Source organism: Kitasatospora sp. NPDC059795 (assembly GCF_042732175.1).
In the GTDB taxonomy this organism is placed as follows: domain Bacteria; phylum Actinomycetota; class Actinomycetes; order Streptomycetales; family Streptomycetaceae; genus Kitasatospora.
Map to the genome: position 1 here is coordinate 213,887 of NZ_JBHWID010000001.1, position 13,951 is coordinate 227,837.

Below are 13,951 nucleotides of genomic sequence, written 5' to 3' on the forward strand. Positions count from 1 at the left end.
CCGTGCGGTAGCTGTGAGTCGGGGACGGCGGCCCGGCGCCCGGTGTGCCGGAGGGCGGGGTGCTCACGCGGCCACCCGCCGTGCGGTGGCGCTCATGCCGGGGCTCCGGGTTGCGCGAGGTGGGCGTACGGGGCGCAGCCGTGGCGGCGCAGCAGGGCGATCGGGCCCTGGGCGCGGAGGCGGGCGGCGGACAGCTGGTCCAGCAGGCGGCCGGCCGCGCCCGCCGCGGCGGCGTCGTCCGGGCCGGGCTGTTCGGGCAGGGCGCGGCAGCCGGCGCAGTAGCCGCCCTCGGCGGGGCCGCCGCCGGCGCGGGCACGCAGGTGGTCCGGGCCGAGGACGCGGATCAGGCGCAGGCGCGGCGAGTCCAGGGTGCGGCGGCGGACGGTCGGCCAGTCGTCCTCGGCGATGTGGCCGAGCCGCAGGTGCGGCGGGACGGGCCGCCGGTCCACGGTCCGCTGGCTGCAGCAGGCCAGCACCGTCCCGTCGGGCGCGACGGTCGGCCACGCCGCCATGGCGCACGGCCCGCCCGGCCCGGTCGCCGTCCGGCCGGTGGTGGAACGCCCCACCGCGCGCACCTCGTTGACCAGCATCGGCACCCGCTCGCCGAACGCGCGGAGCACCGCCGCCGTCGCGTCCGCCAGGTACGGATCGTCCGGCCCGGCGCCGGTCAGGTGCAGACTGACGGGCACGCCCGCGTCCAACACCCGTGCCAGCACCCGGAATACGGCCGCGCGCGGCACCTCGCGTTCGTGCGGGGCGTCCAGGCTGGCCGAGAAGTGGTCGAGCGCGGTGATCGTCCGCAGGATCGGCGGCGGGATCCGACCGCCGTCGCGCGCGAAGAACAGCCCGCTCAGCACGGCGACTTGGGACCCGGCGCCCTGTGCGGCCCGGGTCAGCGCGTGTGCCAGGTCGGGCAGCAGCAGCGGTTCGCCGCCGGTCAGCAGCACCACGTCCGGTCGCTGCTCCGGCGTGAACGACCGGACGAAGCGCAGCAGTTGGGACCGGAGCGCGCGGTCCGGATGGTCGGGGGAGTCCATCGACGAGGCGGTCGAGCAGTGCGCGCAGGCCAGCGGGCAACGGCGGGTCAGTGCGAGCAGCAGCCCGGCGGCGGGCTCGGGGCGCAGGCCGAGGATCTCCGACAGTTCCATGTCCGTCCCTCCCCTCCGCGTGGCTGCCAACAGCACTGTGGGCCGCGGCGGTTGCGGGCCGGTACAGGAACGCCTAAAGGGCGGTACAGGCGCCCGAACACCCGGGCGCGGTTCGTCTGTAAGGGTCAGTAGCATCGAGCAATGCGTATGCGTTTAGAGCGTTCTCGTCGCTTCTTCGACAGGTTTCCGGAATCCGTCCGATTGCTGGCCCTGCCGTCCGTTCTCGCCGTCGGCGTCGTTGTCCTCGCGGTGAACGCAAGCGCCACCTGGCAGCCTCCGGTGGGCGATCCCGGCCCGAGGGGCGAGGCCGCGAAGTACTGCGAGACTCTCATGAAGTCCCTGCCGACGGAGTTGTTCGGCCATGCCCGGACCGACCCCGATCCGTCCCCCAATGTGGCCACTTGGGGGAGTTCTCCCCGCACGGTACTGCGGTGCGGAGTGCCGCGGCCGGAGAGCCTCGACGACGCGGAGAACCAGCGTGCGGAATCGCCGAGCGTCGACAACGTGACCTGGTACATGGAGAAGGACGGCCACGGCGGATACCGGTTCACCTGCACGGAGCGAAGGGTGTTCGTGGAAGTCGAATCCCCGGCCGGGGCCTATCCGAATTTCGTTGATCCGCTGAGCCTGATATCGACGCCGGTGAATTCGATGATTCCGGACATTGCCGGGCGACTGAACGCCGGCGACGACGACGCCGCATAGCGCGAACGGCCGTGCCGACAGCCCGTCAGGCCGCGGCGGGCTGGAGGCGGGCGTGCAGGTGGGTGAGGCGGGGGAGGGCGTAGCGGGCGGTGTGGGCGGAGGTCTCCTCGGCGGGGCAGAGCAGGACGCCCGCCATGATGAGGCGTTCGAGCGCGTCCAGGGCGGGGGCGGCGTCCAGGGTGAGGGCGCGGCGGGCGTGGGCGAGGTCGAAGGTGGCGGCCCAGGGGTGGCGGGAGAGCCGGGCGAGGGTGGTGCGCTGGTCGGGGGCGAGGGCGCGCCACTGGGTGTCGAGGCGGTCGCGCAGGCGGGTCTCGCCGACGGCGAGCTCGTCGAGGGCGCGGTGCGGGTCGGCGAGGCGGTCGGCGAACTCGTCCAGTGGCAGGTGGCGGAGCGCGGCCAGCTTGTAGCCGGCCAGCCGGACCGCCGAGGGCAGCAGGCCGCACCCGGTGACGATGCGCTCGGCGGCGGCCGGGGCGGCGTCCACCCGGTGCGCGCCGACCAGCAGCGACAGCAGGGCGAGCGCCTCCGGGACGGTGAACGGGGCGAGGTCGATGCGGTGGGCGGCGCCGAGGCCGGGCAGCGGGGTGCGGCCGGTGACCAGGACGGTCGCGGGGCCGCCCGGCGGGAGCAGGGCGTGCGCGGTGCGTTCGTCGGCGACGCCGTCCAGGACGACCAGGACCCGGTGTTCGGCCAGCCACTCGCGCCAACGGGCCGGTGTGTGGACCGGATCGGCGCCGGCGGGGTCGCCGGCCAGCAGCCGGGCCAGGTCGGCGGCGACGGCCTGCGGGTCGCGGGCGTGGCCGGCGGCGTCCCGCAGGCGGACGAACAGACGGCCGTCGGGGAAGTCGTCGCGCAGCGCGTGGGCGGCGCGGATCGCCAGCGCGGTCTTCCCGACACCGACCGGCCCGGTCAGCACCACCGGCCGCCCGGCGCCGCGCACCGCGCGGACCAGCTCCGCCGACTCCGTCTCCCGCCCGGTGAACGCCGTGGTGTCCGGCGGCAGCACGCTGCGCCCGTGGCGCGCGGCGACCCGCGGGGGCGGCGTCGGACGGTCGGCCAGCAGTTCGCGGTGACACGCCTCCAGCTCCGGACCGGGCGACAGGCCCAGCTCCCGGGAGAGCTGCCGGCGCAGCTGCCCGAACGCGGCCAGCGCCTCGGCGCGCCGCCCGGCCCGGTGCAGGGCCAGCAGGTGGACGGCCTGGAGGCGTTCGCGCAGCGGGTGACGGTCCGCCAGGTCGGCGAGGGTGTTGGCGACCTGGCCGGCGTGGCCGAGCCGCAACTCCACCTCCGCCCAGTCCTCGACGGCCCCCAGGTAGCGGCAGGTGAGCCGCTCGGCGACGGCCCGCAGCGCGGAGGAGTGCCGCAGGTCCGGCAGCGGCGGGCCGTCCCACAGTCGCAACGCCTCGCCGAGCAGCCGGGCGGCCTTCCCGTCCGCGTCCCCGGCGGCCGCCTCGCGGCCCTCGCGCACCAGGGCGTCGAACCGCAGGGTGTCCAACTCCCCGTCCGAGACCCGCAGTTCGTAGCCGCCGGGTCGGTGCGCCAGCCGCTCCGCGCCGAGCGCACCGCGCAACCCGGAGACGTACACCTGAAGGTTCTTGCGGGCCGAGCGGGGCGGCTCGTCCTCCCAGACCGCCTCCGTCAGCAGGTCGGTGGAGAGCAGGGTGTTGGGGTGGCCGAGCAGCGCGGCCAGGACGGCCCGCTGCTTGAGCGACCCGAGGGGCACCGGGCCGCCGTCGCTCTCGGCGACGAGCTGCCCCAGAAGGCGGAACCGCAACCCCGGGTGCAGGGTGGCGGGGACGGTGACGGAGCGGCCATTCAGCCCGGCGACCACGAAACCTCCTCATGCGCACGACGCACCATCGCTGTGTGCGTCCATGACAGACCAGCCTGTCAGAGCGGTGCGCACCCGGGGTATCCCAGGTTTCTGGGATGTGCGGCGCCGGGCGGCCAGGCCAGCGCGAGCAGGGCCGCGTCGTCGTCGGCGCCGCCGGTGGCGAAGGCCCGGGAGTCGCGGTGGAGCCACTCCAGCAGGGCGGCGGGGTCGGGGCCGTCGGGGTGCGACTCCAGGTGGGCGGTCAGGCGGGGCAGCAGCGGGTAGAAGGCGCCGTCGGCGGCGCGGGCCTCGGTGAGCCCGTCGGTGTACAGCAGCAGCGTGTCGCCCGGGTACAGGCGGACGGCCGGGGCGAGCGGCAGGTCGTCCACGTCGCCGAGTCCGCCCGGGCCGCCCAGGCCGAGCGGCGGTCGCGGCGAGACCGGGAGTTCGGCGACGCGGGCGCCGCGCAGGATCAGCGGCGGCGGGTGCCCGCAGGACAGGCCGTGGGCGGTTCCGTCGGCGGCGATCTCGACCAGGAAGGCCGTTCCGAACGCCTCCGAGTCGGTCAGGTGGCGGCGCAGGCTGGTGTCCATCCGGTCCGCGAGGTCGGTCAGCCGGGCGTGGTCCTGGGCGGCCTCGCGGAACGAGCCGAGGATCACGGCGGCGGTGGCGACGGCGTCCAGGCCCTTGCCGCGGACGTCGCCGATCAGGGCGCGGACGCCGAACGCGGTGTCGGTCACCGCGTACAGGTCGCCGCCGACCCGGGCGTACTGCGCGGCGGCCCGGTACGCGGCGGCGATGCGGAACGGGCCGACCACGGGCGGCGGCGGCCGCAGGATCGCCCGCTGCGCGGCCTCGGCGACCGAATTGATCTCCACCAGGTGCGCGGCCGCCTGCTCGCGGCGGTGCGCCAGATAGACGCCCAGCGCGGCGATGACGGCGATCACCGCCGTGGTGCCGATCGCGGCGCCGACCCGGCCCGGTTCGCCCGGCACGAAGGCCCAGCGGGTGCCGATCGCGAGAACCGCCGAGGCCACGATCATCGGCGGCGGGAAGGCCATCGACACCAGGGCCGGCACCGCGACCACCACCGACGGCGTCTGCCAGCCGTCCGGCGCGAACTGGAGGCCGACCATCACGCAGTACATCAGGGCGGCGGCCCCCAAGGACACCGCCCGCCCCACCCTGCCGACCCCGTAGCCCGCGCCGTCCTCACTGCGGTCGGTCCGCACCCCGCTCTCCCTCCCACCCGCCCGCACACCGCTGCGCGCACGACCCCCAAGCTTCCCGTGGGAGAGGGCCACCCGGCGGGTCGCCACACCGTGCGGCGGCCACCGGTCGGGCGGGACGCGCAACGGCGCCGCGTGTCAGGTCGTACCGCTGTCCGGCGGCGCTGTGGTCACCGTCACACCGACGGTTGTCATGTTTCTGCTCGCCCGGCGGTACATGGTCGGGGACACCGCCTCCAGCCGCCTCAGGGACTGACTCGGTGTCACCACCCGCACCACGCACCGCCTATGGACAGACGCACCTCTCCCCCCTCGTCAGGAGCGTTCCGTGAAACCTCGCACCACCGTGCTCCGGTGTGCGTCCGCCGCCCTCGTGGCGGCGTGCGCCCTGCTGCTCGGCACCCTCGCCCCCACCGCGGCCGCCGCGACCGTTCCCACTGCGGCCGGCCCGACCGCGGCGCCCGTCCTCACCGGCCCGCAGCTCGCCGCCTCCTGGGCCGGCCCGCTGTCCACCCGGGGCCGGTACGTCGTCGACGCGAACGGCGACCGGTTCAAGCTCAAGTCCGGCAACTGGGCCGGGGCCCAAGGCACTTGGCAGGGCAGCGGCGACGTCCGCGACCCGGCGAACCACCAGGCCCGGCAGCTGTCGAACAACATTCCGCTGGGCCTGGACCGGACCCCGATCGCCCGGATCCTGGCCGACTTCCACACCATGGGCCTGAACAGCGTCCGCCTGCCGTTCGCCAACGCGCTCGTCCACGACACCGCCGCCGTCCCGGACGCGGCCGTCGCGGCCAACCCGCAGCTCCGGGGGAAGACCCCGCTACAGGTGATGGACGCCGTCGTCGCGGCGCTGACCGCCGACGGCTTCGCGGTGATCCTCAACAACCACACCACCAGCTACCGGTTCTGCTGCGGCCTGGACGGCAACGAACGCTGGAACAGCGGACAGTCCACCCAGCAGTGGATCGACGACTGGGTGTTCCTGGCCAAGCGGTACCAGGACAACAAGCGGGTGGTCGGCGCCGACCTGCGCAACGAGGTCCGCCGCGACACCTGGAACGACGCCAACTGGGGCTGGGGCGACGACCACGACCTCAACCAGGCGCTGGAGGACGCCGGCAACCGGATCCTGCAGGCCGACCCCGACCTGCTGATCGTCATGGAAGGCATCAACTGGCAGGGCATCCCGACCGACCTGACCTCGCACTGGCGCCCGATGCTCACCCCCGTCGCCACCCTGTCCAACACCCTGATCCGCTCCGACAAACTCGTCTACTCCGCACACTTCTACGGCTACACCGGCCCCAGGCACACCGGCGCCACCGGCACCGGCGAGACCCACGACCCGCGCTACGAGGAACTCACCCCCGACCAGCTCGCCCAGGCCGTCGACGAGGAAGCGCTGTTCGTCACCCGCACCGGCCAGCACTTCACCGCACCGGTGTGGATCAGCGAGTTCGGCGCCGCCGGCCGCGGCCCCGCCGACGCCCGCGAACGCACCTGGTTCGACACCTTCACCGACATCCTGGTGCGCAACGACACCGACTTCGCGATCTGGCCGCTGGTCGGCTGGAGCGACTCCACCGGCACGCCGCAGGACAACTGGGCGATGGTCAACTACACGGCGGACGGCACCCGGCTCGGCGTCATGGACACCGGCGACTGGCGCGCCGCCGACTGGAACAAGCTGATCGACGCCCCCGCCCGCAGCGGACCGGTCGCCGACGGCCCGCGCTGGAACATGCTCAACCTCGACCACTACGACGCCAACCTGTCCGCCACCATGCTGGCCCGGCCCGACTGGTCCTCCGGCAACCGCAAGGGCACCTGCCCCGACACCCAGCGCCTGGCCGGCCTCGGCCGCAGCGACAGCCGCGGCCTGTGCACCGACGCCGGCCGGCCCGCCAAGGGCACCGGCGCCTGGACCACCGTCACCGACGAGCGCTACGTCACCCACGGGGACTGGGCGAGCGGCTACAACAAGCTCCAGTGCCCGGACAACACCTTCGCCGTCGGCTACAGCGTCAACCGCAATGCGATGTCCGCCCTGCTGTGCGCGCCCGCCGCCACCGCGCTGCCCCTGACCGGGCGCAACGTGTGGTTCGACAGCGGGGACAACCGGCCCGCCGGCGGCGGTTCGACCGGCAGCGACTGGGCGCCCGGCTTCTACAAGGGCCAGTGCGCCGACAACGAGTACCTGGCGGGCGTCGCCTACACCTGGAAGTGGAACCACGGCGGCGTGCCGGACGCGCTGCTGTGCCGCCCGCTGAACTGACCCGCCCGACCCGACCCGTCCGCACCCGCGCCCCGCCACCGACGGAGCCGCCCGCACCGTCCGGCGGCCGGTCAGGCGGGGCGCGGCGCGGGCAGGCGCATGCGGAGCAGGGAACCGCCGTGCGGGGCGGGGGAGATGGTGAGCTCGCCGGCGTGGGCGTCGAGGACCGCGCGGACGATGGCCAGCCCCAGGCCGGTGCCGGCCAGGCCGGTGGCGGGGGCGTGGGCGAAGCCGATGCCGGTGTCCTCGACGTCGAGTTCGGCGCCGTGCCGGGCGGTGCGGCAGCGCAGCGTGATGGCGTCGCCGGGGGCGGTGTACTTGACGGCGTTCTCCACCAGGGCGTCGAGGGCGGCCTCCAGGCGGGATTCGTCGCCCTCGATGCGGACGGCGGGCGCGTCCAGGTGCCAGTGGCGGTCGGTCGCGGGCCGCCAGCGCTGGACGGTGCGGTGCACCAGCGCGTCGAGGTCGACGGGGCCGTGCTCGGGTTCGGCGGGGTGGTAGGCGTCGGCGAGGACCAGCAGCCGGCCGGACAGCCGGGCGAGCCGGTCGAGTTCGTCGAGGACCACGTCGAGGTCCTCCCGCCCGGCCCCGGCGGGCAGTTCGCCCTGGACGAGTTCGGCGTAGCAGCGGGCGACGGTGAGGGGGGTGCGCATCTCGTGCGAGCAGGTGCGGACGAACAGCTCCTTGTCCTGCTGGGCGCGGCGTTCGCGTTCGGCGGCGGCGCGGAGTTCGGCGAGGGCGGCGGCGCGGCGGCGCACGTGCCAGGCCATGGCGAGGAACACCAGGGCCATCAGCGGGACTTCGGCGAGTTCGTCCCAGCCGAGGTGGCCGTGCCAGGCGTAGGCGGCCATGGTGCCGCCGGTGACCAGGGTGACGGTGGTGAGCACCGCGGCCGTCCGGCGGGCGGACCAGGACTGGAAGCCGTAGACGATGGACATGCTGATCCACACCAGGTGGAACGCCACCGTCTCCAGGCGGGGTTCGACGAGCAGCACCAGCTGGGTGCAGGCCACGAACAGCACCCAGCCCGCGAAGAGCGCGCGGTCGCGTCCACGGCGGTCAGCAGGCACTGAACGCGTACCCGACGTTGCGCACCGTCTCGATGATCGGCCGCGGCGCCTTGCCGCGGATCCGGCGGACCGTCACGTCGACGACGTTGCTGGCCAGGTCGTCGCTGTAGCCCCAGACGCCGGCCAGCAGTTCGTGCCGGCTGCAGACCTGTCCGGCCTGTCGCATCAGGTGGCCGAGCAGCATGAACTCCCGGTGGGAGAGCGGGATCTGCTGCCCGTCGATGCCGAGCGCCTGCCGTTCGAGGTCGAGGGCGACGTTCCCGACCCGCAGCCAGCGCTGGGGCGCGCCGACGGGGGCGGTGCGCAGCCGGGAGCGGACCCGTTCGATCAACTCGGCGGTGGCGAACGGCTTGCCGAGGAAGTCCACGGCGCCGGTGCGCAGGCAGCGCACCCGGGTGGCGACGTCCACCACGGCGGAGAGGACCAGGATGCGCTGTTCGGGGCGGAGTTCGAAGGCCTGGCGCATCACTTCGAAGCCGTCGAAGCCGGGCAGCATCAGGTCGAGCACGATCAGGTCGTAGGCGTCCTCGCGCAGGCGCCGGACGGCTTCGGGGCCGGTGCCGGCGCCGTCGACGAGGTGGCCGTCGGTGCTCAGCGTGCGGGTCAGGTAGGCCCGCAGGCGTGCCTCGTCCTCGACGACCAGCAGTCGCGCCATGCTCGGTGCTGCCTTCCCGCGTCCCGGACTCCGCCCGGAGCCGCCGCCTCAAGGCCCGGAGCCGCCACCTCAAGTTGCGCACGATTATCGCACTTTGTGTGCGGTCTGCGGAGCTGATGGGGCGTCATGACGGCCTCATGACAAGACTGTCATCTTCCCGGGCCCGCCCGGCGGCCGTCCGCACACTGGGGCCCGCAACCGCCGCAGCTCGTGACCGGCCGGCGGCACGGCCGTCCACACCCCCCGTGACGACCGCCGCTCCCGCCGCACCGGAAGGGACGGACCCGCGCGACGCGGCCGGGTGCCGAGAGGGAGGAGGGACGGCGTGTTCACGCGCCACACCAGGAGGGGCCGACGGCACCTCGTCGCGACGGCCGGAGTCTGGGCCATGGTGGCGGCGGCCCTGCTCGGACTGCCGCCGACGCAGCCCCAGCAGGCGGCCGCCACCCCGGCCGGGCCGACCGACCAGGCCAGGGTCCCGCACTACTTCGGCCCCTGGCCGAACTGGGCGAACAGCCCGCTCACGACGTCCCGGGCCAAGGTCGCCATCCACAGCAGCACCAGCACCGTGGCCGTGGGCAACCCACTGGCCGCCCGGGCCTACGCCACCGACTACGCCACCCCGCCCGGCCAACTCGCCCCGGTGTTCGTCCTGTTGGCCGGCACCCCGCTGCCCGAGGGCACCCTCAAGGGCTTCCGGACCTGGAACCAGACCACCCCCGGCGGCAGCCCCACCGGCTCCGCCGGCGGCCTGTTCCACGGCTACGTGCTGCACCCGACCGGCACCGCCGACCAGTACACGGTCATCGCCGACAGCGGGCTGCGCACGGTGCCCGCGCCGGGCAGCGCCGGCGGCGAGGTCACCTCCTACGACATGCCGGACACACCCGTCCAGGCCGGCGACCTGATCGCCTTCTACGGCGAGGGCGTCCCCGTCGACACCGGCGTGGAGCACCCGACCGACACCCTGGTGTACCCGGCCGGCGCGGACGACAGCACCAGCCCGCCGACCGGAGCCGCCCCCGCCAAGGACGCCACCCTCACCGTCGGCGCCCCCGGCTGGGAGCGCTACGCCACGCAGGACCGGACGTACTCCTTCGGCGCGCAGGTCGCGCCGGCCGGCGGCGGCAGCGGCGCGGAGGCCACCGCCACCGTCGACCCGCGCACCGGCGGCATCGCGAGCATCGAGGTGACCACGCCCGGCCACGGCTACGCCGAGGGCGCGACCACCGTCACCGTCGAGGGCGGCACCACGGCCGCCACCGCCACCGCCGCCATCCAGCAGACCCGCAGCGTCGTCGAGTACACCGTCCGCGCGGGCGGCAGCGGCTACGGCGGCTTCGCGGTCTCCGTCACCGGCGGCGGCGGGAGCGGCGCCGCGGCCACCGCCTCCGGCGGGGTGGCGAACGTGACCGTCACCGACGCCGGAGCCGGCTACACCATGCCGACCGTCGACTTCGACCTGCCCGCCCAGTCGGACGGCACCGTCGCCAAGGGCCACGTCGACCCCGCCGACCTGACACCGAGCGGCGGCATCGCCAAGGTGATCGTCGACGACCCCGGCAGCGGCTACACCGCCGCGCCCGGCGTCACCGTCCGCAACGGCACCCTGGCCGACCCGGTCCCCGGCGCCACCCCGGCCGCCGCCGCCAGCGGCCTGAAGCTGCTGGCGCTCACCGTCGACACCCCCGGCTCCGGCTACGCCTCCACCCCGGACGTCGCCGTCAACGACCCCACCGGCAACGGAGGTTCGGGCGCCGAGGCGAGCGCCGTGACCAACCTCGGCGCGATCAGCTCGATCACCGTCACCAGCCCCGGCGCCGGATACCTGACGCCCGGCCTGAAGAAGTTCCAGGACAGGCTGCCGACCACCTGCAACCCGGGCGCGAACGGCGCCGGCTGCCCGGACGTCCAGCAAGTCGCCGACCCGAGCACCGATCCGGCCGCGAAGTTCATCCCCGAGGCGGTGCCCGAGACCGTCACCACCGACGGCAGGCAGGCCGACCAGTACGTCATCGGCCTGGTGCAGTACCGCACCCGGTTCTCCTCCGACCTGCCGCCCACCCTGGTGCGCGGCTACGTCCAGCTCTCCACCGACGCGGTGCCCGGCCGCCGAGTCCCGCTGTACAACGAACTGATGGACGGCACCCGGCAGCAACTGCCGTACACCGGCGTCGCCGCCCCGCAGTGGATGGGCCCGCTGATCGCCGCCACCAAGGACCGGCCGGTGCGGGTCGTGTTCCGCAACCTGCTGCCCACCGGCGCCGCCGGCGACCTGTTCCTGCCGGTCGACAGCACCGGCATGGGCGCCGGCATGGGACCGATGACGATGCCCGCGCCCGGCAACAGCTCCACCGTCACCGACGAGGTCCGCAACCCGTCCTGCACCGACGCCAAGTCCGGCTGCTACACGGACAACCGCGCCACCCTGCACCTGCACGGCGGCATCACCCCGTGGATCAGCGACGGCACCCCGCACCAGTGGATCACCCCCGCCGGCGAGCACACCGACTGGCCGCAGGGCGTCGGCGTGCAGAACGTGCCCGACATGGTCGACCCCGCCGGAGCGACGCTGTGCGCCGCCGCCGACGACGGCTGCTCGACGTTCTACTACACCAACCAGCAGAGCGCGCGGCTGATGTTCTACCACGACCACTCCTACGGCATCACCCGCCTGAACGTCTACGCGGGCGAGGCCGCCGGCTACACCGTCACCGACGACACCGAGAAGGCCCTGATCAGCAGCGGCACCATCCCCGACGCCTCGTCGACGCTCCCGCTGCTCGTCCAGGACCGCACCTTCGTGCCCGACGACGCCCAGCTCAAGGACCAGTTCGACGCGGGCGGCGACCGGGTCTCCTACGGCCAGGACCCGACCTGGGACGCCCAACGCTGGGGCGGAAAGGGCAGCTTCTGGTACCACCACGTCTACATGCCGGCGCAGAACCCCGGCGACCCCACCGGCATGAGCTCGTACGGGCGTTGGATGTACGGGCCGTGGTTCTGGCCACCGGCCGGCGACACCACCTACGGGCCGATCCCCAACCCCTACCACGACCCGCACTGCAAGCTGGACGACCCGACCACCTGGCAGTACCGGGCCGCGCCCTACTGCGAGCCCGAGCAGATCCCCGGGACCCCCAACATCTCCATGGGCATGGAGCAGTTCAACGACACCCCGATCGTCAACGGCGTCGCCTACCCGAAGACCACCGTCCAGCCCAAGACCTACCGGCTGCGGATGCTCAACGCCGCCAACGACCGCTTCTTCAACTTCCAGTGGTACACCGCCGATTCGAAGCAGGGCGACGGCACCACCGAAGTCGCCCTGAAACCGGACGAGTTGAAGGCCGCACAGACCGACCCCAACGTGTCACCCACTCCCGTGGACGCCAACAACCCGTCCGCCGGGCCGAGTTGGATCCAGATCGCCAACGAGGGCGGCTTCCTGCCCGCCCCCGCCGTCATCGACGGACAGCAGCCGACCACCTGGATCACCGACCCGACCCGCTTCGACGTCGGCAACGTGGACAAGCACTCGCTGACCCTCGCCCCCGCCGAACGGGCCGACGTGCTGGTCGACTTCTCGAAGTTCGCCGGCAGGACGCTGATCCTCTACAACGACGCGCCCGCCGCCTACCCCGCCCGGATTGCCTCCTACGACTACTACACCGGCGCCCCCGACCTCGCCCCCGCCGGAGCGCCCGAGATCCTGCCCGGCTACGGCCCCAACACCCGCACCGTCATGCAGGTCACCGTCGCCGACACCAAGCCCGCCCCCGCGTTCAACCTGGCCAAACTCCAGGCCGCGTTCCGCCACCACGCGGACGGCTCCGGCGTCTTCGAATCCGGCCAGAACCCGATCATCGTCGGGCAGGCCGCGTACAACTCGGCCTACGGCACCGGCTTCGCGAACGGCAGCAACTGCAACACCGCCAACACCACCGTCAACACCTGCGACGGACTGGTCCGGGTCAACGACACCACCGCGTTCAACTTCAACACCCTCAAGGCCCCGGCCGCGAAGAGCACGCTGACGCTGCAACCCAAGGCCATCCACGACGAGATGAACGCCACCGGTTTCGACGCCTACGGCCGCATGCAGGCCACCCTCGGCGTCGAAGCCCAACCACCCACACCCGGCGCCCAGAACGTCACCCTCTACCCGTACATCAACCCGCAGACCGAACTGATCGACGGCACCGCGCTGCCGAGAGCGGACACCAAGGTCACGCCGATCGGCTCGACCGCCGACGGCACCCAGATCTGGCGGTTCACCCACAACGGCGTGGACACCCACCCGATGCACTTCCACCTCTACGACGTCCAAGTGCTCAACCGGGTCACCTGGGACAACATCATCCTGCGGCCGGACGCCAACGAACTCGGCTGGAAGGACACCGTACGGATGAGCCCACTGGAGGACACCATCGTCGCGCTGCGCCCGGTGGTGCCGACCGCGCCCTTCGAAGTGCCCAACTCGGTACGGCTGTTGGACCCGGCGATGCCGGCCGGTGACACCTCGATGTTCAACAACGTCGACCCCCAGGGCAACGGGACCGCGCCGATCACCAACCAACTGGTCAACTTCGGCTGGGAGTACGTCATCCACTGCCACATCCTCAGCCACGAGGAGATGGACATGATGCGGCCCGAGTCGCTGGTCCTGCCCCCGGCCAGGGCCGACGGGCTGAGCGCCTCCGTGGTCGGCCAGGGCGGCAGCGCACGCGTCCAACTCCGGTGGCGGGACAACTCGATCACCGAGACCTCGTTCACCGTGCAACGCTCCACGGACGGCACGACCTGGACCGACGTCGGAACGATCGCCTCGCCGCTGGACCAGCCCAACGTCCACCAGGACCGCACCTTCGTCGACATGACCTCCTCGCCGACGAACGCGTCCACCTACCGGGTGGTCGCGCTCAACACCGCCGGCTACGGCGGGCAGTTCCCGAGCATGACCGCGAAGTCCGTCTCCGACCCGCTCCAGGTCCCGGCGGCGGGCGGCGCGCTCCGGCGGATCCCCGCCTGATCCACGTCCGACCGAGCGGCC

At 73.5% G+C, this 13,951-nt stretch carries 8 protein-coding genes; 3 read left to right on the top strand and 5 right to left on the bottom strand.

Features of this window, described 5'->3' with window-relative positions; translation table 11 throughout:
* Positions 1-92 precede the first annotated feature (92 nt).
* Positions 93-1,148 (bottom strand): radical SAM protein, encoded by a 1,056-nt coding sequence (locus ACFV4P_RS01055; protein ID WP_380465940.1) that lies wholly within the window; start codon positions 1,146-1,148, stop codon positions 93-95.
* A gap of 141 nt (positions 1,149-1,289) precedes the next feature.
* Between ACFV4P_RS01055 and ACFV4P_RS01060 the strand changes: the two genes are divergently transcribed.
* Complete coding sequence (locus ACFV4P_RS01060; RefSeq protein WP_380465942.1) at positions 1,290-1,853, top strand: DUF3515 domain-containing protein; 564 nt, start codon at positions 1,290-1,292, stop codon at positions 1,851-1,853.
* Positions 1,854-1,878: 25 nt separating this feature from the next.
* Here the strand turns inward: ACFV4P_RS01060 and ACFV4P_RS01065 are convergent, their stop codons facing one another.
* Entirely contained in the window at positions 1,879-3,684 is a 1,806-nt protein-coding gene (locus tag ACFV4P_RS01065) for a BTAD domain-containing putative transcriptional regulator (protein ID WP_380465944.1), read from the bottom strand.
* Positions 3,685-3,743: 59 nt separating this feature from the next.
* Positions 3,744-4,898 carry a PP2C family protein-serine/threonine phosphatase gene (locus ACFV4P_RS01070; RefSeq protein ID WP_380465946.1) on the bottom strand — a complete coding sequence of 385 codons (1,155 nt, stop codon included), beginning with the start codon at positions 4,896-4,898 and terminating at the stop codon, positions 3,744-3,746.
* A 325-nt stretch (positions 4,899-5,223) separates the two neighbouring features.
* Here ACFV4P_RS01070 and ACFV4P_RS01075 point away from each other — a divergent pair, with 325 nt between their 5' ends.
* Positions 5,224-7,173 (top strand): glycoside hydrolase family 5 protein, encoded by a 1,950-nt coding sequence (locus tag ACFV4P_RS01075; RefSeq protein WP_380465947.1) that lies wholly within the window; start codon positions 5,224-5,226, stop codon positions 7,171-7,173.
* A gap of 71 nt (positions 7,174-7,244) precedes the next feature.
* Here the strand turns inward: ACFV4P_RS01075 and ACFV4P_RS01080 are convergent, their stop codons facing one another.
* Together ACFV4P_RS01080 and ACFV4P_RS01085 are read right to left on the bottom strand one after the other, a co-directional pair.
* Positions 7,245-8,243, bottom strand: a complete 999-nt coding sequence (locus ACFV4P_RS01080) for a sensor histidine kinase (RefSeq protein WP_380465949.1) — start codon at positions 8,241-8,243, stop codon at positions 7,245-7,247.
* Positions 8,233-8,898 (bottom strand): response regulator transcription factor, encoded by a 666-nt coding sequence (locus ACFV4P_RS01085; RefSeq protein ID WP_380465951.1) that lies wholly within the window; start codon positions 8,896-8,898, stop codon positions 8,233-8,235. The genes ACFV4P_RS01080 and ACFV4P_RS01085 overlap by 11 nt, the downstream gene beginning before the upstream one ends.
* A gap of 325 nt (positions 8,899-9,223) precedes the next feature.
* On the opposite strand from ACFV4P_RS01085, the gene ACFV4P_RS01090 reads away from it, so the two are divergent.
* Entirely contained in the window at positions 9,224-13,930 is a 4,707-nt protein-coding gene (locus ACFV4P_RS01090; RefSeq protein WP_380465953.1) for a multicopper oxidase domain-containing protein, read from the top strand.
* The last annotated feature ends 21 nt before the right edge of the window (positions 13,931-13,951 follow it).

Excerpts from the sequence above, each read along its gene's own strand:
- ACFV4P_RS01060 (WP_380465942.1), top strand. The coding sequence starts at position 1,290 with ATGCGTATGCGTTTAGAGCGTTCTCGTCGCTTCTTCGACAGGTTTCCG.
- ACFV4P_RS01055 (WP_380465940.1), bottom strand. The coding sequence starts at position 1,148 with ATGGAACTGTCGGAGATCCTCGGCCTGCGCCCCGAGCCCGCCGCCGGG.
- ACFV4P_RS01085 (WP_380465951.1), bottom strand. The coding sequence starts at position 8,898 with ATGGCGCGACTGCTGGTCGTCGAGGACGAGGCACGCCTGCGGGCCTAC.